Raw genomic sequence first — 16,282 nt, forward strand, 5'->3', positions numbered from 1 at the left:
TATTTCATTTTGAACGTTCGATTAATTTTTCAACAATTGCAGCCAGTGGTTCTGGATTCGGTTCATTCTTACTTGATTTCATATTTGCTGAAATCGTAGCCGGACCTCTCCAACCTGCAGGTATTGGAGCTATGCCATCCCATTCTGCCGGATTTATTTGAGTATCACCGATGGCCATAGCTTTTTTACCAACTGGCCCACGCCACAAAAAATCAGGATGAATATTTGAATACCATTCACCACCAATGATGTTTCCCTGTGCGTCTATCTCAAGATCATAAACGTAATTTACGATCTTTTTCTTTTCTCCCCGTGTTGATGAATGTGAAGGTGCCATTGAGTCGTCCATGATGGTTACTTTCATAAAAACACCCACCACTGAAACTGCACTGGTAGAACGATATGTTTTAAATTTATCAATAGTAAATCGTGATAAAGGTACTGAAGCTTGTCGCCAGTGTGTACCCATCTCTAAAGTTTGTGGATTAAAATAAGTATATTCATAACTCTGAACGGGGTGATTCCACACTTGAAGATCATATGTATTATCTAAAACAAAACTTTGTTTTTGTGCCCCAACAAGATTTGTTGCAGTCATATGCCACGTACCAGGATTCACATCAACACAAGGATGATTTCCATCTTGATCAACTGCTGGAATAATTCGCCCCATCATATCTTTTGCTGGCTTATTTTGCCGACAACGATCACCGATGAAATGCACATCCGGTGGTGCGGTAGCCCAAAGAAGAGATGCAAGACCTTTTATATCAGATGGATATAATGTAATACTTCTTCCGTCAGCTGTAGATGTCACAACTGGAGTGACTGGTTCCTCTAAATTAATTGCGGCACCAGACCATCCATGACATATCCCCATCCAACCCCAAACTCGGCCGTAAAGATTTTGATAAAATTCACCCATACCCCATACTTGACGCGTAAGTGGTAAGCTATTATCTCCGATAATCAGATCATATTTTTCTGAAGGTGCGAGCGCATTAAGATTTCCAAAACTTGTTGCCGGGTGTGCTGCGATATATGAAAAATTCGTAAGCCAATCTTTTGCATTAGGAAATCCAGGATCAGAATATCGATTTCCGATAACTCCTTTAACCATAGGCCAAAATGTTTCTGACCACGGTTGTTTCGTGACAGCACCAATAGTGAGTCCGCTGGATTCCATTTGTTGAATATTTTTGATATATGAAGTGGTCTCTAAAATTTTATCGACTTGTTCATTAGGTAGAATTCCACTTTTACCAGGAATTGTATCTTTAAGACAAACACGTGAACCATTTTGAGTGGTACACATTTTACTTCTCATGGCATCACGCATTTCAATATAAGCACCTGATGCAACTTCTTCAGGGGTGAATTTTTTTTCTGTGATAATATTGCCACGGATATCTTTTTGTACGAAGGGCTCATCTAATACTTTTGCCGGATTTGCATGAAAACGATTTAAAAAATCTTTTAACTCTTTTACGTCTGTGTTTGCAGTGCTTTTTGTTGATACTGCCACCATCAATACTACACTTAAGATTGCTCCAACATTTAAACGCAACATACTAAACCCCTCTCCCCTTTAATCATTGTGCTCAACCGTTATTTAAATGTTTGTGTAAAAAAAGGGGGTGACTTTTAGGATCACCCCCCGAATTCGGTAAACTTAATCTAAAACTTACTTAGGTTTTTGATCTTGTTTTTGCTCAATAGCTTTTGGAGCTTCTTCTTGTTTTTGCTCTACAGCCTTAGGAGCTTCCGCTTGATCTTGTTTTTGTTCAACATCTTTTGGAAGTTCTTTGGGTGTTTCTTCTTTAACAACTTCTTCTTGTTTTTGTTCTTGTTTTTGCTCAACAACCATTACGTAGGTGATTGAGTAAGACTGGCTGGTTTCTTTGCAAGTCTCTTCTTGTTTTTGCTCTTGTTTTGGAGCTTCTTCTTTAGGTGTCTCTTTTACAGGAGCTTGGTCTTGTTTTTGACCTTGTTCAACAGCCTTAGGAGCTTCTTCGATTGCTTTAGGAGCATCCTTTTGGTCTTGTTTTTGTTCGACTTCAGTTGGAACTTCTTTAGGTACTTCACAACCTTTTGACTCATTTAATGTAATGGTCAAGGTGCTAGCACCAGATTGTTTTTGACCTTGGTCACCGTCTGAAGTCATTGCGCCTTCAGAAGCTTGAGCGTGAACACCATTAACTGAACCACCAGAGAATGCGAACACACCTAAATCAGTTGTACCTTCACGAAGTGTAACGGTATCACCTGAGATAACTGCATAATCAGCTCTTCTCAATAAATCACGTCCAGCTTCGAGACCAGCAAAACCTGAAAGGTCAGCTTCGCTCTCACTTACGCGATCAATTCTTCCTTCAGCACTGCGAGCACTTAAAGAACCAGCATCTGCAGCATTATTTAAACCAGCTGCAGGAGCACTGTTGTCTGAGTTGCTACCGCAAGCTGAAATAGCTGCTACGGATAATACGGCAAGTGCCATACGAACTACTTTAGATGAAATCATTGTTATCTCCTTGTTTGTTAGTATTATTATTTTCCCTTAACCTGTTTGACCCTTGTTAAGTGTTGTCACGGTTCCACTTAGCAAAGAGAGGGCCAATGATTTTAATAAAGTTGAGACCGTTAATAAACCTTTTGTGTGTCAAAGTGAACACCACATTGTCCCAACGCGGGTCACGGTTACTCAAACGCAAAACACTTGAGCTACTTCCTAACCATCTGGGTTGAAGTCGGACTAAAAACAAGTTGGCAAAAGAATTGTATTGATGCGTGACGTACATTAATGAGGTTCAAGGGGGAAAAATGAAAACCTTTTTGGTGAGAGTATTTGGAATTACAATTTTATCTATCGGATTAAGTGCATGTTCTGATAGTGGCGGTGGTGGTGGTGTTAACTATATGATAAGCCCAAACGAAGTATCTATTAATGGTTGTCTTTCATTAGAGAAACTTTTTGGACGCATGCAGGGATTCCCGCAAGACCTTAAAGCACGACGTTATACAAAAGATATCAATATAGATGCTCCAGGCCGACCTCGTTATGCTGCGATGCTTACAAAATCAAATTTTCAATTTGTGGAAAGTGAATTTCAAAAGATTCATGAATTTCACGGAGCCAAACAAGCTGATTGCGCAACAGTATCTATAATAAACGAAGCAAACCAACCTGATGATTATCAAATAATAGCGGCCACACCAACTCAACTTGATTTAAAACAAGGAGAAACTAAAACCATCACGCTAAAGTTACTAGGCCCACAATCTATTGAAGTCTCAAAATCGTCTCAAGCTTTAGATATGTGTCGTATAGATAAGCCCGACCTCATTAATTTACAATTTACGTATCTATTAAAGTGGGGAGGTACTGAAATCGCAACTCCAACTGAATCGGTATCGACTTCGATGTTATTAAAAATGTCAAATGCCGGTGCGCCGATGCCCGCAAGCATTAATGAACTAGTTGCATCTATAGATAATGCTCCACCAGAAACAGCAGTTTTAGCAAATGAACTTAGAGATTTGGCATTAACTCCTGGAAACCCAGATGAAATGACTTGCACTGGTATCTCAGCACCAGCGCCACCCCCCAGTGAAGAAGAGGAAGATAACACACTACCCTCACCAACACCGGAACCGACTCCTAGTGGAGCAGGTCTATCTATATAGTACGTGTTTAATAAGAAAGTAGGAGTCTCATATGGCTTTTGTTGTAGACGAACTAAATGATATTGTTCCCGATAGAAAAAGAGTTGATCCAATTTTTCAAAACCTAAAAGGTGGAATGGTTGTATGGGATGCTGATCACAACTGCCACTTTGCCAGTGATTCTCTAAGCCTACTTTTGGGTGGTCATGAAGCTCCAACATCTATTACGACTCCAAGTTCATTAATCGGAACTCCCACACTGATCAGCGGAAGATATCAACGTTATATTAATACCACACAAGGACCACGTTATATTGATACGACTGTACAGCCCGTTGTAAACCGAGATCAAAAAATTATTGGATATGTTGCGATTTGCCAAGATATCACTGAACTTCAAGAGCCTCTACAATACCAAACCAAATTCATTGAACTTCTAAAAGGTGTTGCAAAAGGAATTACTCCGTATCAAGCATCAGAGATGATCTATAAATGTGTACAGCATTTTGGTTTCAGAGAGATGCGTATTATTTTATTTAAAAATGGAATTTTACAAACAATGTGTCAAATAATGGATGGCCATGCGGAAACCATATCATCACAGTGGGAACATTCTTTACGCAGTGACCCACATAATCCGCTACTGCTTCAGTTACAAGAGTTTCATCGCACTGGACTCATTTACCCCAAAGTGTTTCAGCCAAATACTGCATCTTATTCATCAGAAGTTAGCTATACTGATTTAATTTGCCTACCTATAGTAGATCAAAATGAACTATTAGGCTTTTTAACATTAGCGACACCTACATTTCTGATTTCAAACGAAACCTTACGCCCTCATGGCAAGCTTAGTATTTTTGCTGATGAACTTGCACCAGTCATGAGACGAATTTTCTTCTATACAGGTCATGATGCTGACGAATATCATCGGTTAAGAACAAGATTAGAAAATTACAATCTCAATCAAAAACAAATTCGCATACTTGAAATGCTTATTCGTGGAGAAAGCAATAAAGGCATTGCTGAAGCAATTCATCTATCAGAACAAGGTGTGAAGTATCATGTCGGGAATTTATTAGAAAAATTTGAGAGTAAAAATCGCGTGGAGCTTAGAGGAAAACTCAATCAAATACTCAAAGCGACAAATTAAGAAACTTTCTTAATAAAAAGAACGTCGAGACCTTTTTTCTTATACGTCTCAATGCGTGCATGATCAACTTTTTGATCTTTATGAGCAATTTTTAGATATTTCTCAGCAGAAAGGCGAACATATATATCTGCTGGCAGTATCGTAGCCTTTGAAAGCTCTTCAATCTGAATTTTATCAAAAAGATGATCATTACTACTCGTTACTTGAGTAGATGGTTTGTCTAAACATTTTTCAATTGCACCTATGAGATCATTTACTCTAAAAGGTTTTGTTAAAAATTCGTCAGCGCCCAATGCGTGGGCTTGCTGAGCTTCTGTGATATCAGAAAAACTTGTCATGAGAATATATCTAATTTGCGAAGTTTTTTTCACCCACTTGAGAAGTTCAATTCCGTCTACTTCGGGCATTCTGATATCAGATAAAATTATATCAAACTTATTTGCTTGAATTAAGCCTTGAGCAATTTTTCCATTTTCAGCTTCAAAAACCTCACAACCTTCTCTAGTCAACTGCGTGCTGAGTAAGACTCTTATCTCTTTTTCATCATCTACAATAAGAATACGAGCCTTCATTTATTCTTCCCACAATATTTTTTATTTGAGATACATGCTTTCTCAAAGGCTCCATTTATTTCTGATGAAGGAGCTCGATTTGTTTTTAAAACATTTCCTAAAGTGAAACAGCTTAATCCCGATTTAAGTTCACACGCCTTTTTGAAATACTCAATTGCGCTATCAATTTGTTTTGTATCTAACAAGTAGCTAGCAAATAATCCACAACCTATTGAATCGCGAAGTTCACACGCACGTTTTGCAAGTTTCTCACCTGCTTGGATATCTGCACGTAAGAAAGCCAAATTTGCGGCACCACCACAGCCATTGCCATTGTCGCTACTACAAGCTTTAAGCATGTACTCTTCTGCTAATACCATGGAACCTTCATCATAATAATACTGACCAAGCCCCGCACAACCCTCGCCATTGCCCAACTGACATGAAGTTTCTAAAGCCTTTGCTTGGCCTCTTTTGTCTTTTAACTCAGATAAAATAATACTTAATTGATTGCACCCTTTAGCTTGTTTGAGTTCACATGCTTTGTTGAAAAACTTTTGAGCTCGTAACTGATTATTTGAAAGCACATCAGTTTGCCCGAGTTCTAAACAAGCCTCTGCTGAGTCATACTCACACCCAGAAGATATTAATCCCATTGCGATTTCAGAATTACGTGGATGTTTTAGAGAAAGCTGGTAGCAAGAAGGGCCATATTTTTTATCACAGGCTTCTTTAAAATAGCTTTGTGCTTTGCTTTCATCACTGAGTTTTGTGTATATAAGGCCCACGTCATGACAGGCGCCGTTAAGATTTTGCTTACAAGCTTTTTCAAAATATACTAAGGCATCAGAGTATTTTTCTAGTTTTACTTGATCATAGCCTAATTGCTGACAATGAGTAGCACTTCCGGTTGTACATCTGAGTGATTTATTTGTAGCGCCAATCCAAATCACACCAACCAATAATGCAATCACTACTGAGCCGTCACGTAGTAAACGTTTAATTCTTATGTGTTTAGGAATTGGCACAATCATAGTAGGCGGTGTTGCAACCTCATTGAGTCTCGAAAGTCTTCGTCTATCAAAATCTGGATGCGTAAACAGAGGCACCCAATCGTTAATAAATGAATCAAAAACAAAATGACTTTTTCCAAATTTCTTATTTTTTAATGATTCTGTAACATATTTTGAAGAAAATGGACCTTGAATTTTTTCTCCAGGAATTCCAATAAAATAATTACCTGATTCATTTGAGGCAGGTGCCTCAGGTAAATGCGATGAACCAAGTGTAGCCTTTATACTTTGATAGAGAACATCAAGTTGGCTGAGTGTTTTCCAGTTTGACTCACCCTTTTTGAGAACAAAGGTTCCTCGATGAATAGTTCCCACTCTGATGAGCTCAACTATTTCATCAAAACTGAGTGGTCCTACTGCCTGGCCATTTGATAAATAAAAATATTCTTGGTTTTTCATCAGAACCCCGTTGATAAACTCCACGTTACTGTTTGATCTTGCAATTGATAATTGAGTATTGATTTAACTTGTTCACCAAATTCTAACTGTATATCAGAGCGTTTTGTCAAATTTTGATAGGTCATCTGTAAACCATGAGCATAAAAACGAGTTTGCTCTATACCTACGTTTATACTTGATGGTCTGCGTTGCGCTTGCGATGGATCAACAGCTTTACTATTACCCGTTGTTACGACTGTAGTTTCTTTTGACGGCGCAGCATTGACTTCTCCGGTACTGGGTAATTCCAAAGTAAGTAGATTATTTTTTATTTTGTCTTCTATTTTTGTAATCGGGGCTTTTCTTTCTTCAATGAAAAAATTTAACCAATTCATGGTCATTTTTTCTGCTGCAGAGTAAACGGTATCTCCACCACCAACTCCTTGCATGGCTCGAGTTAAACCACTTTTTTCTTCATTCTTTTGGAATTGTTCTTGTGATTGCAGATACTCAGCATGAAGTTTTTCATAAGTCTCACCGAGTTGTTTCTTTTTTGGTATTGAGGCAGGCTTTCGATCTTGATTAAGTTGCATATAGAAATTGTCTAGTTTGTATAATTGTTTGATTGAGATTTTTTTTATTTTGTCACGCACCCATGCCGTGCTGGATACCAAAAGCAGTGCGGAAATCACAATTAATAGTGACTTATTATTCATCTCATTCTCCTGCCTACCTTTCGGTATTCCATGGGGAATTGATGAATTTATTAATAAAATCTTAATCTAAAATTTTGAGATGTGACTTGAAATACAGACTTTAGTCTAATTACAAAAGGACAGGTGACATTAAAGACTTACCAAAACCTCGGAACAATCCACCTAACCCCATAAGTATATCTTTTGTTGTTTGGTTGTACGCCAACAGGAATTCGTTCTAACTGCGAATAAGTCATATCACCTGTGATTTTACTAATCGCACCATAAAAATAAAATTGGTTATTGGTCATTGGCCAAATAATCTTACCCATATCGGCTTCAACTTTCATTTCTTTTTGAAAATAATTTTCATAAAGTTGAAAATACCCATTATCTGAGTGACTGACTTCTCTTTTTCTCCCTACAGAACGTGAACTAGCAAGAAAGCTAACAGCGCGATAAAGATTAACTTCAGCCATGATGGATTTTGAAGTGTCCACTGAAAATAAACTCTCGTTCTTTTCTAGTTCACAACTTTTACAGTTAGGATTTGTTTTATGAATTTCTTGAGAAATGTGTGTGTTTTTATCAATATCTCTTTGTTGCAGCCCAGACCATGAACCAAGGCCTACTCGAGCAACAAACTTTATTTGAAAATTCGACGCTGCCGATTCTAGTTTAAGTCTAAATGAGCCTGATACAACTTCATAATAATTCGAGCTTACTCCCGGCTGAAGTACGTCATGTTGAAAAGTGAGAAAACGTGCTCCGAAACCATTTTCAACATCAGGAGATATGACTTCATAAATTGCTAATTCAAATGACGTTAAATCAATTTTATCGCCGAGCCTGGAATTATAAACATCTAAGATAAGAGAGGTGTTTAAAAAACGCTCTGCTCCCATTACCCCTAAACTATCTAATGCTTGATAGCCAACTTTGCTTAATTCAATTCTTAATGATGGGTTATTATTATCATGGGAAATCTTTTGACTGACTTTTGAAACTGCTATTCTAACTCTTTCATAAAATTCATCAGGGTCAATTAAGATGTCACTGGCAAATACACCATTTGGAATGAACAAAAGTGCTAATAAACTAAATAAAAAACGATTCATCTGAGCAATTCTCCCTGACATGCCTTTGAAAGCAAGAGCAAGAGCAAGAGAAGTGCCAGAAAAAACACATCTATTTCAAATATTTAAGTTAATTGTAGTACTAGTTTTTCAGCACAGGGTGATAATTTCAATTCACTATGAAAAGCGTGCCTGGTATCACGTAGAAAGTGATGTCCGATAATGGCCAGATTTTAGAACAAGGATGTGTTACTCATAATATCGAAATTTCACGGAGATTCAGTGGCCAACAGAGATCTAGTTTATTATGCAGCCCTCTTAAGACGAGACCCTCTATATGATGGTTGATTTTTTGTTGGTGTTAGTACTACAGGTATTTATTGTAGATCTATTTGCCCTGCACGCAAACCTAAGTACGAAAATGTACGATTTTTTATGACAACTCATGAAGCTGAATTGGCTGGATACCGCGCTTGTAAAAGATGCCGACCAGAAAGTGCTCCTGGCACACCTGCGTGGAAAGGAACTTTAGCCCATGTTTCACGCGCGCTAAAACTTATAACGCAAAGTTCTCCTAAATCGCTTAAAATAAATCAATTAGCAAATCGACTTGGCACAAGTGATCGTCATTTAAGGCGCCTTTTTGCAAGACATGTAGGTCTGTCGCCACAAGCAGTAATCATGAATAATAAACTTAACACTGCTCAAAAACTAATATGTCAAACATCTGAACCACTATCAAAAATAGCCTTCACAGCTGGTTTTAATTCAATAAGACGCTTTAATGACGCTATAAAAAAACGTTTTGGATTATCGCCCACAAAACTTCGATCGCAAAAAGAAGGAAATACAACCTCATGAAACTTTTTTTTAAGTATTATCAAAGTCCAATCGGTAAATTAAAACTCATCGCAAGTACCAAAGGGCTATTTGCAATCTTGTGGCCCAACGATAACGATGCCAGAATTAAATTAAGCGTTGCCATTGAAGATAATAGTCATCACGTATTAAAAGTGACTGAAAAACAGTTAACACAATACTTTAATGGGAAAAGAAAAGCATTTGATCTTCCCCTGGATTTACAGGGCACAGGATTTCAAAAATCTGCATGGCGCGCCTTATTAAAAATTCCGTACGGGAAAACTTGGTCTTACAAAAAACAAGCAGAATTGATAGGCGATTTTAAAAAAGCTCGAGCAGTAGGTGCAGCCAACGGTCGTAATCCAATTTCTATAGTAATTCCTTGTCACCGTGTTATCGGAAGTAACGGTGAGCTCACAGGTTTTGCTGCTGGGTTAAAAACAAAAAAATTCTTATTGGAATTAGAAGAGAAAATTAATCAAGAATGAGATTCACAAATTTTAGATAACGAAATTCATGACACGCATGTGGAAATGGATGATCTATCCCCTGCCCTGAAACTCTTAAAATTTGCCCCCGACGACGTGCCAGTGAAAGTGTTTCGTCAATAATTTCAAAAAAATCATTAAAAGTAATATGGCTCGAACAAGAACTAAGCGAAAGCATCCCTTGAGATTTTACACGACCTGCTGCTAGTGAGAAAACTTCAATATACTTAGCTTTTGCTAAATCTTTTTGATTTTCTGAATGGCTCATCGACGGCGGGTCTACGATGATGTGATCCCATAATTCTTTTTCACCCTTTAGATACTCAAATACATCAACAATTAAACCTTGATAAATTGAAGCTTTAAGTTTATTTAGCTCCCAATTTTCTTGTGACAAACTAATTGCACCTTTTGATACATCAACACTTGTAACTTTGCTTGCTGATCCAAGACCTGCATAAATAGAAAAACCACCTGAATAACTAAAAAGATTTAAAACTGACTTATTATTACTTACACTTCGAATATAATTTCGATTATCTCGTTGATCTAAAAAAAATCCGGTTTTTTGACCTTTTTCTAAATTTACTTTAAATTGGGCACCATTTTCTTTAATAATGATTTCATTTTCAAATTTTTCACCACCAAGGTGCTCAATTGTCTTTTCTGTATTTCTTCTAGTTTTTTCTATTACTGATTTACAAACACCATTTGATAATAGCCATTTTGATATCAATTGTTTATCCCAAAATTCTCCTGGGCCTTGACCGTCAAATTGCAAAACGGCCACTGAGTCATAGACATCGCAAATAAGACCTGGCAACAAATCACCCTCACCATTAAAAAGTCTAAAGGCATTTGTTTGATCAGATTTTACCGATCGACGTAAATGCAGCGCTTGTTTAAATCGATTTTCAAACAATCTATCATAGGGCGGCATTTTTTCTGTACTCAAAACCCGTAGAGAAAGTGGCCCATGGGGATCATACAATGCCCAGCATAACTCACCCTTAGAATCACTCACTTGGCAAAGCTGAGCTTGAGTTATGCCCGTAGGCACAGTGATCGCTTCTTTATATACCCATGGATGTCCGCGCAAAATGGACCGTCGCAAATTGCGATTTAATTTAATTTTGATTCGAGCCATGCGTTAGAATCTCAACCCGCTCTACGACGAGACGCCTTCAAATTAATTTTTTTCACATACGATGAAGTGTTTACCGGAGAATGCACATTCATAAATTTTGAAAATGCATGAGTATAAGGTGGTTTTTGATAATGCTTCAGATCCGGTTTTTCATTATGCTCTTTTTTTTCTGTGTGCACTTTAGGCACTAGTTTTAAATGCCTCTTAATTTGACCTGTTTTCTTAACTGATTTTGCTTTTGAATTGGTTTTTACACCTTTGGTTGCTTTAGACATTAACGTACTCCTTTGTTAGTGATTCATCTCTATCGGCAAAACCAGACAAAAGTTGAGTCGCCTAAAAGTTCGACGTTTTATCAATAAATTGTATTAAATTTCAACGTTTCCAGAGTATTACAGCAACCATTGAAGCCACAGCTTTTGTGATATTAGTCATGTAATCAAAATGAATCCTATCAACTTTGTCACAAGCTTTGTGGTAACAGGGATTGCTGTCTCCACCAAAAAAGTTCTGTGAAATAACAACAGCTGGAATATTTTTGCTCCAAAATGATGCGTGATCACTTCGATCAGTACACGCAGAGGTTCTTTTTAATGGCAATGCAAGTTCTGTAATAGCCGTCACAAGCATGGCTGAAAATGGTTTTGAATCCGCACGGTCGCAATCAATCACATGAAATGCTCCATCGCGTCTGTTATTAAAACCTGTCATCTCTAAATTTACATCTAAAAGTATAGTTTCAAAAGACTGCAATGTGTTCACATAATTTCGTGAGCCCACTAAACCATTTTCTTCTTGGTCAAAACCCACAATTCTAAGAGTGTATTTAATCTCAGATTTTGCAAGTGCATGGGCAATAGCCAAGGCTGAAATAGTTCCCGTACCATTATCATCTGCTCCGGAGTTATGCATGCTATCAATGTGCGATGAGATAATTACAACTTTTGAAGTATCTAACCCTTTTTTCTCAGCAATAAAGTTTATACCTGTTGCGGAATAACTATGAGTCGTTGTTATATAACCGATTTTTGCATATTCAAGTGCAAGATATTTACGAGCCAATTCTCGACCAGCATTACTTCCCCGCTCAGAAATTATAGCCTGAACTCCATTAATTAATATCGGTGAAGCCCCTGAAAATTCCATGAGTTTTGTTTTTAAAAAATCAGGGTCAATATTAATTCTAGGAAATTCACTGTGTGGGTCTTCACCAAAAATCGGTGCCACTTGATGAGGGCGAAATGATTGAAAAGCGCTTTGATCTGTAGACCAATCAAGGGTTGCAAGGGTTGCATGGCTTGCAAAAATGTTGTTCGTTGTTAGCGTACATAGAATTATCAACAAACTTATTAGGTACTTAAAATTTTTTATTTCCAACCCCTTGTTTCTAGCTGAAATTTATCCCCTACTCATACCTGAGAACCCTATTTTACAAGTATACATTTGGCAAGAATTGCCTCGAATAATCGACTCATTCTCATTTGAGAAATGATTTTTTGCTGCTCTGAGTAAATAATTTAGGAGTTTCATATTTTTAGCTAATAAGAAACAATTTATATGTCAGTCTTGAATTTAGCGCGAGGGCCTAGTTCCATGCAAAAAATTTATTTTATTATTTCTGTTTTGAGCATCATCGCTTTCGGCTCAGCCTGTGGTTTTATAAATTACAGTGTTAACGGGTCTACCCCCTATTTTCTAGCAGTCAGTGATATTGGTACTCATCGCGTATTAATTTGGCTAACTCCACCGACTCGGAACCAACAAGCAGCGGATGTGGTTCTTGGCCAGCCCTCAATGTCAACAGGGGTAGTTAACAACACACCTGGTGCTGCTGGTACTCGAAGTGCTCAAAGTTTTTTCGGTCCACGTTCTATATTTTCAAATGAAAATTATTTTTTTGTTTCTGATCAAGATAATCATCGAATTTTGGCATGGAATGGTTTGCCGACAAACACCCAACAAGCAGCAGTATCAGTTTTAGGTCAATCTACTATGGCCACGGGAACCTCTGATGCCGGCGGAACAACTGGCTCACAAGGACTCAACACACCTAATAATATTTGGGTAGTCAATGGCAAAACTTTTGTCTCAGATCTCACTAATCATCGTGTGTTGATTTGGAATAATATCCCGACCTCTTTTTCACAATCAGCTAGCTTGATTCTAGGCCAGCCAGATTTTACTTCAGCTGTGGCAAACAACACACCGTCGACTCCTGGCACGGCAAGTAATCAAAGTTTATTTCGCCCTTCATTTGTAAGCAGTGATGGAACAAAATTATTTGTCGCTGATAGAGACAATCACCGCGTGCTGATTTGGAATTCAATTCCCACCTCAACACAACAAGCAGCACATCGTGTAATTGGACAAACAACAATGGCTGGTGTCGCCCAAGGTACTGGCCCCGGAATGAGCTTTCCATTAGGGGTTACATCTTGTGCAAATATGCTCATGGTGGTCGATTTCGGAAATAATCGCGTATTGATTTGGAATACTCACCCAACAAACGATGGGCAAGCGCCTGATATTGTTTTAGGACAACCAAGCCTCACTACAAACACCGCAAATAATACTCCAGGTGCTGCGGGCACTGTGAGTGCATCAAGTCTAAGCTCACCCACTCAAGTATTTTGTGACGGACAAAAAGTATATGTTGCTGATAATTCTAATCGTCGCATTCTTATATGGAATAAAATTCCCACCACAAATCAACAAGCTGCTGACATTGTTTTAGGACAACCAGACATGGCTACAGGAACAGCTGGAACGACAAACAGCCAAACATTCGTTTCCCCCATTGGTCTCTTTACAAATTCAAATCAAGCCGGCGTTTACAAACCTGGAGGATATTGATTTCGTAATGTTTGATCTGTGACAATGAAGTTGAGCTTACCTTCAATGAAGGCTTTTAGTTTTTGTTGATCTGCATAAATTTGAAACTTCTTTGTGATAAAACTATCGTACTCGTCTTGAGCTCCACCTAATTCTAATATCGATATTTTTCCATTCTGAAATAATAATTTTTTGTATTTTAAAATTTCTGATTGTCTCTCAAGTTGCAATTCATTATTTTCAAAATTTGTTGTTAATCTTTCAAGATCCCTAAGACTTGAATCAATTTCAAGTTTACCTGATAACAATTCATTTCGATGCTGGTTCTCTTTAATCGATTTTGCAACACTTACTCGATCATACTCGCCTTGAGTAGAATTAAATTCTAATGGCATAGAAAAAGTGAGCATTGCAGTCCATGATGGATTCTTATTTGCCAACATATTTTGCCGAGCTTGATTTTCTTGTATATCCATTCCGGTTGTTAGGTATTTTAAATCTAGGTTAAATTGCGGCAGCTTTGCATTAGCTGCCTTTTCAATTTCAACACTTGCCTCATTAATTTCAAACTGCATGCGTTGACGTTGAGCAATTGAAACTTCTTGAGTACTTTTTTGTTTGAGTACATCCACTGCGATTTTTAAATCAAAAAATGAAGGAGATTTAGTCTGTGGAATCAAGTGAATCTCACGAGTGTCATGAGTTAAAGGTAAAATTTCACGACTTAGTTTTTCATTGACCTCTAAACTATTTGATTGCGCAAGTAGAAGTGATGCCTTTGCGATTTCTAGTCGTGGGCGCGCATAAATCACATCAAACGAACTGGTATTACCTTCAGTATAACGTTTTTCGATTTCTTCAAGCTTTGATCTAGCTCCCTCAACTGCGTCTGACTTTAACTGCACTTCTTGTTGCGCTTTATAGAGTTCCCAAAAAAGCCCAAGAGATTGCGCCGTGACTTCATTCATTTTTTCAATCAAAGTCCAATAAGCCTGTTTTTTTCTAAGTTCCGCTTGTCGTAATTTTGCCTCGTTAAAAGCAAAACCTCCACCACCAAGAAGTGGTTGGGTTAATTTAGCTTGGCCTGCGGTTTGATATCGATTTTCTAACAAACTACGAGCAGAATTTGTGTGAATCTGTAAATGCTGAAGAGATAATTCAGTCACAGTTCCTAGCGAAAATTTTTTCTTAAGTGCTAAAGAATATGATGTTGTTTTCTCTTCTACCACTTCTAGATCAAACACTGAGTTAGTTAATCTCTGATCATATTTATATGAGGGATTTAAGGTGAAGTAATAGTCAAAATCACCCCGAGCTTTTTGAACATCAGCATTAGCAATTTCAAAGTCAGTTTTGGCAAGACTGATCTTAACATTATTGGTTAAGACCATGCCTTCAACATCAGCGACGTTGATAGGCAAAAGTGTTGGAACCTTAGCATTAGCTAGAGCCACGTAGTTTAATTGGCATAGTATCGCTAATGCTAATGCTCTACTTTTTCTTCCCAATGTTTGTCTCTTGTTTTGCAGCTGCCTGCTTAACTGGTTCTTTTTCAGATTTCTCTGATTTTTCAGCTTTATCATCTTTATTATCGTGTCCATAGGCATAAGCATGTCCATGTCCATGTCCATGACCACGTCCGTGATTCTTGCGATGATCATCATCGGTAATGTGTGCTTCGTTCTTTGGAACTGTCACTGTACCGTCTTGATGATGCTGAGTATTTAATGGCAACTGAACAACTACTGCACCTTGTGGAGTAACTTCAATCGCAGTTGGAACAATTTGGTTCACAACTTGATTACTCAACTCAACGGTTCCGGCATTAGCATTAAAAGTGATACCAGCAGGCAATTTTACTTCAATAGTACCATCGGGCTTTTGAACAGCTTCAACAACAGTTGGAATTTCATTAATATTCACAACACCTGCTGGCACAGTAAGTGTGTCAGTTGTTGAATTAAAGGTTGTACCTTCAGGCAATGCCACTACTGCTGTTCCATCAGGTTGTAATTGAATGCTCTCTGGTATTACTTCTCCAAATTGCTCTTCAACTACGTTAAGTGGAATTTCCATTGTGTTAGCTGCTGCATCAACTTTTACATCTGCAGGAGGTTCAATTGTTACCGCTCCACTTACTTCAGTACTTACCCACTCAGGACCACTCAGAACATAATCTGGTTCTGGATTATTGATAAAATCTGTGGCGTGAGAAACAATAGTGAAACTTCCATCAGTATTAAATCGCGTGTCACTTGGTAAAGTTATCGCCACTTCACCTTGTGGTGTTACTTCAACTGCGGCTGGCAATACTTCGTTTGTCCAATAGTTGTCTAATTTAACTGTGTTTGTATCAGCACTATAAGTC

At 37.9% G+C, this 16,282-nt stretch carries 16 protein-coding genes and 1 pseudogene; 6 read left to right on the top strand and 11 right to left on the bottom strand.

Annotation, left to right across the window (positions count from 1 at the left end; all coding sequences use genetic code 11):
• Positions 1-4: 4 nt before the first annotated feature.
• The gene (locus tag SGI74_06635) at positions 5-1,570 is read right to left on the bottom strand and encodes a hypothetical protein (GenBank protein MDZ4677172.1); all 1,566 of its coding nucleotides are present in this window, start codon (positions 1,568-1,570) and stop codon (positions 5-7) included.
• A 114-nt stretch (positions 1,571-1,684) separates the two neighbouring features.
• Positions 1,685-2,521, bottom strand: coding sequence for a hypothetical protein (locus SGI74_06640; GenBank protein ID MDZ4677173.1), 837 nt, complete (start codon positions 2,519-2,521; stop codon positions 1,685-1,687).
• Between the two features lie 299 nt (positions 2,522-2,820).
• Between SGI74_06640 and SGI74_06645 the strand changes: the two genes are divergently transcribed.
• Both SGI74_06645 and SGI74_06650 read left to right on the top strand, forming a co-directional pair.
• Positions 2,821-3,684: a hypothetical protein gene (locus SGI74_06645; GenBank protein ID MDZ4677174.1), complete on the top strand. Its 864-nt coding sequence runs from the start codon at positions 2,821-2,823 to the stop codon at positions 3,682-3,684.
• A 31-nt stretch (positions 3,685-3,715) separates the two neighbouring features.
• Complete coding sequence (locus SGI74_06650; GenBank protein ID MDZ4677175.1) at positions 3,716-4,813, top strand: LuxR C-terminal-related transcriptional regulator; 1,098 nt, start codon at positions 3,716-3,718, stop codon at positions 4,811-4,813.
• Here SGI74_06650 and SGI74_06655 read toward each other — a convergent pair.
• The 4 genes from SGI74_06655 to SGI74_06670 all read right to left on the bottom strand — a co-directional run bounded on the left by SGI74_06655 (position 4,810) and on the right by SGI74_06670 (position 8,628).
• Positions 4,810-5,385, bottom strand: a complete 576-nt coding sequence (locus SGI74_06655; protein ID MDZ4677176.1) for a response regulator — start codon at positions 5,383-5,385, stop codon at positions 4,810-4,812. The genes SGI74_06650 and SGI74_06655 overlap by 4 nt on opposite strands.
• The gene (locus SGI74_06660; protein ID MDZ4677177.1) at positions 5,382-6,836 is read right to left on the bottom strand and encodes a GYF domain-containing protein; all 1,455 of its coding nucleotides are present in this window, start codon (positions 6,834-6,836) and stop codon (positions 5,382-5,384) included. Before SGI74_06660 ends, SGI74_06655 begins: the two co-directional genes overlap by 4 nt.
• Positions 6,836-7,531, bottom strand: coding sequence for a hypothetical protein (locus SGI74_06665; protein ID MDZ4677178.1), 696 nt, complete (start codon positions 7,529-7,531; stop codon positions 6,836-6,838). The genes SGI74_06660 and SGI74_06665 overlap by 1 nt, the downstream gene beginning before the upstream one ends.
• Positions 7,532-7,668: 137 nt before the next feature.
• Positions 7,669-8,628, bottom strand: a complete 960-nt coding sequence (locus tag SGI74_06670) for a hypothetical protein (GenBank protein ID MDZ4677179.1) — start codon at positions 8,626-8,628, stop codon at positions 7,669-7,671.
• 318 nt (positions 8,629-8,946) lie between these two features.
• Here SGI74_06670 and SGI74_06675 point away from each other — a divergent pair.
• From SGI74_06675 to SGI74_06685, 3 genes and pseudogenes are all read left to right on the top strand, one after another.
• Positions 8,947-9,069: pseudogene (locus tag SGI74_06675) on the top strand (Ada metal-binding domain-containing protein).
• Positions 9,043-9,447 (top strand): helix-turn-helix domain-containing protein, encoded by a 405-nt coding sequence (locus SGI74_06680; GenBank protein MDZ4677180.1) that lies wholly within the window; start codon positions 9,043-9,045, stop codon positions 9,445-9,447. The pseudogene SGI74_06675 and the gene SGI74_06680 overlap by 27 nt, the downstream one beginning before the upstream one ends.
• Entirely contained in the window at positions 9,444-9,935 is a 492-nt protein-coding gene (locus SGI74_06685) for a methylated-DNA--[protein]-cysteine S-methyltransferase (GenBank protein MDZ4677181.1), read from the top strand. The genes SGI74_06680 and SGI74_06685 overlap by 4 nt, the downstream gene beginning before the upstream one ends.
• Here the strand turns inward: SGI74_06685 and SGI74_06690 are convergent.
• The 3 genes from SGI74_06690 to SGI74_06700 all read right to left on the bottom strand — a co-directional run bounded on the left by SGI74_06690 (position 9,922) and on the right by SGI74_06700 (position 12,423).
• The gene (locus SGI74_06690; protein MDZ4677182.1) at positions 9,922-11,082 is read right to left on the bottom strand and encodes a class I SAM-dependent rRNA methyltransferase; all 1,161 of its coding nucleotides are present in this window, start codon (positions 11,080-11,082) and stop codon (positions 9,922-9,924) included. The genes SGI74_06685 and SGI74_06690 overlap by 14 nt on opposite strands.
• Positions 11,083-11,093: 11 nt before the next feature.
• Positions 11,094-11,357, bottom strand: a complete 264-nt coding sequence (locus SGI74_06695; protein ID MDZ4677183.1) for a hypothetical protein — start codon at positions 11,355-11,357, stop codon at positions 11,094-11,096.
• Between the two features lie 100 nt (positions 11,358-11,457).
• A complete protein-coding gene (locus SGI74_06700; GenBank protein ID MDZ4677184.1) occupies positions 11,458-12,423 on the bottom strand; it encodes a M28 family peptidase in 966 nt (321 codons plus the stop codon).
• A gap of 252 nt (positions 12,424-12,675) precedes the next feature.
• Between SGI74_06700 and SGI74_06705 the strand changes: the two genes are divergently transcribed.
• Positions 12,676-13,935, top strand: coding sequence for a hypothetical protein (locus SGI74_06705; protein ID MDZ4677185.1), 1,260 nt, complete (start codon positions 12,676-12,678; stop codon positions 13,933-13,935).
• Here SGI74_06705 and SGI74_06710 read toward each other — a convergent pair.
• Both SGI74_06710 and SGI74_06715 read right to left on the bottom strand, forming a co-directional pair.
• Complete coding sequence (locus SGI74_06710) at positions 13,914-15,368, bottom strand: TolC family protein (GenBank protein MDZ4677186.1); 1,455 nt, start codon at positions 15,366-15,368, stop codon at positions 13,914-13,916. The genes SGI74_06705 and SGI74_06710 overlap by 22 nt on opposite strands.
• Before the next feature lie 37 nt (positions 15,369-15,405).
• A partial coding sequence (locus tag SGI74_06715; protein MDZ4677187.1) for a hypothetical protein occupies positions 15,406-16,282 on the bottom strand: 877 nt, incomplete at its 5' end.

The sequence above is a fragment of the Oligoflexia bacterium genome (assembly GCA_034439615.1).
Taxonomy (GTDB): Bacteria; Bdellovibrionota; Bdellovibrionia; order JABDDW01; family JABDDW01; genus JAWXAT01.

Bases quoted from the DNA above. Each gene is read 5' to 3' on its own strand.
- SGI74_06640 (MDZ4677173.1), bottom strand. From the start codon at position 2,521: ATGATTTCATCTAAAGTAGTTCGTATGGCACTTGCCGTATTATCCGTA.
- SGI74_06655 (MDZ4677176.1), bottom strand. From the start codon at position 5,385: ATGAAGGCTCGTATTCTTATTGTAGATGATGAAAAAGAGATAAGAGTC.
- SGI74_06645 (MDZ4677174.1), top strand. From the start codon at position 2,821: ATGAAAACCTTTTTGGTGAGAGTATTTGGAATTACAATTTTATCTATC.
- SGI74_06695 (MDZ4677183.1), bottom strand. From the start codon at position 11,357: ATGTCTAAAGCAACCAAAGGTGTAAAAACCAATTCAAAAGCAAAATCA.
- SGI74_06660 (MDZ4677177.1), bottom strand. From the start codon at position 6,836: ATGAAAAACCAAGAATATTTTTATTTATCAAATGGCCAGGCAGTAGGA.
- SGI74_06690 (MDZ4677182.1), bottom strand. From the start codon at position 11,082: ATGGCTCGAATCAAAATTAAATTAAATCGCAATTTGCGACGGTCCATT.
- SGI74_06665 (MDZ4677178.1), bottom strand. From the start codon at position 7,531: ATGAATAATAAGTCACTATTAATTGTGATTTCCGCACTGCTTTTGGTA.
- SGI74_06650 (MDZ4677175.1), top strand. From the start codon at position 3,716: ATGGCTTTTGTTGTAGACGAACTAAATGATATTGTTCCCGATAGAAAA.
- SGI74_06670 (MDZ4677179.1), bottom strand. From the start codon at position 8,628: ATGAATCGTTTTTTATTTAGTTTATTAGCACTTTTGTTCATTCCAAAT.
- SGI74_06685 (MDZ4677181.1), top strand. From the start codon at position 9,444: ATGAAACTTTTTTTTAAGTATTATCAAAGTCCAATCGGTAAATTAAAA.
- SGI74_06635 (MDZ4677172.1), bottom strand. From the start codon at position 1,570: ATGTTGCGTTTAAATGTTGGAGCAATCTTAAGTGTAGTATTGATGGTG.
- SGI74_06705 (MDZ4677185.1), top strand. From the start codon at position 12,676: ATGCAAAAAATTTATTTTATTATTTCTGTTTTGAGCATCATCGCTTTC.